This window comes from Mesorhizobium sp. M7A.F.Ca.AU.001.01.1.1, from assembly GCF_004022735.1.
GTDB lineage: Bacteria > Pseudomonadota > Alphaproteobacteria > Rhizobiales > Rhizobiaceae > Mesorhizobium > Mesorhizobium ciceri.
On the sequence record NZ_RZPF01001035.1, the window covers coordinates 1 to 1,562 of the forward strand.

The 1,562-nt window shown below is 65.0% G+C and carries 1 protein-coding gene; it reads right to left on the reverse strand.

Annotated features, from left to right (window positions below; translation table 11 throughout):
• A partial coding sequence (locus tag EN884_RS35470) for an autotransporter-associated beta strand repeat-containing protein (protein ID WP_206617743.1) occupies positions 1–1,562 on the reverse strand: 1,562 nt, incomplete at both ends.

Below are 1,562 nucleotides of genomic sequence, written 5' to 3' on the forward strand. Positions count from 1 at the left end.
ATCCAGAACAATGGCGCTGCCGATGTCGCCGCCCTTGTAGTTGATGAGATGGTCGAGGAAGAGAAGGTCGTTGAGGTTGCCGACGGAGGCGAAGGTGCCGGCGACATCGGCAGCGCCATTGTTCTGGATGATCGTGTACGGCCCGTTGCGCAGGTTCCAGCTCTCGGCTGTCGCCGGCGTCAGGACCAGGTTGAGCGTGGCGCCTGATATGTCGACCGTGCCGCCGACGATCAGCCTGTCGGCGCCGGATGGGGTCGCCTCGACCTCCAGGACGCCATGATTGACATAGTTGCCGCCGACCGCCTGGACGCCGATGGAATTGCCGACGCCGTGCGTGCCGAGGATGGTGACATTGCCGCCCATGGTGCCGATGCCGCCAAGGCGCGCGCCGGAATCCACCGTGACATCGCCGGCGAGGCTCGCTGTGCCATGGCTGGCGTCGCCCACCACCAGCGTTCCCATGTCGACGGTGGTCAGGCCCGCATAGCTGTTCTGTCCGTTGAGCGTCAGCTTGCCCGCGCCGGTCTTGGTCAGAGAGCCGTTTCCGGAAATGGTGCCGCCGATGACGTCGTCATGACCGAGCGCGCCGAGCGAAAGCTGCGGCGCCAGCTGTGAATCGTCGATTAGTATGGCCCCGTCGCCAGACAGCGAACCGACATCGAGCACGGAGTCCTGGTTGCGGAAGCGAACCAGCACGCTGCCGCCGGCGCCGTTGAGGATGGTTGCATCAGCCGCCTGCGATGCCTGCTGGAAATCGAGCGTGCCGCCGGCCTCGTTGACCAGCGTCGCCGTTCCGCCGTCCGAATGTCCGTAGAAAATGGTCGAGCCGCCATTCCGGTTGGTTATCGTGGCGTCCCCGGCGGAGGAAGATACATTGCTTGAGTAATCGTCGTCGAAGGTCGTCCTGCTGAAATAATACGGTATGCCCAGGCCGTCATTGACGATGGTAGCATTGGCGGCGCTTGCTCCTGTGAAGGTGACCGAGCCGCCGCCCTGGTTGATGATGCTGGCCGTGCCGGCATCGGTTCCGGTGCTGAAATTGAGCCCGCCAGTGCCGTCCTTCGCCAGAATGATGGTGGCCGCGCCGGCGGTCGCATTGCGCAGGAAGTTGAGGTCGCCCAACCCGACGGTGATCGAGATATCCTCGGCACTGACCGGATTGGCGGCGTCGTTGCCCGAGAAATAGAGCTTGGCCCATCCCCCGCTTCCGTTGGAGTTTATGGCGACCAGTCCGTCGCCGAGCGCGCCTGTCGCCGTCACGACAAGGCCGCCGCCGCGCACCGCCGTGCCGCCCGAATAGCTGTTGGCGCCGGTCAGCGTCAGCGTGCCGGAACTGGTCTTGGCGAGTTGTCCGTCGCCCGAAACCACGCCGTCGAGGATCAGGTTCTTGCCGGCGCCGACATCGAAGGTGCCGCCGTTGGCGCCGAGGATTATCTGGCGCTCCAGCGTGAAACTGACGGGATTGCCCGTCACCTGCAGCGCGCCGCCGTTCAAGGTCAGGGCGCCCGAGACATCGCCCAGCGACCAGTCGCCGCCGATCCTCAATGTGCCCTGGTCGACGG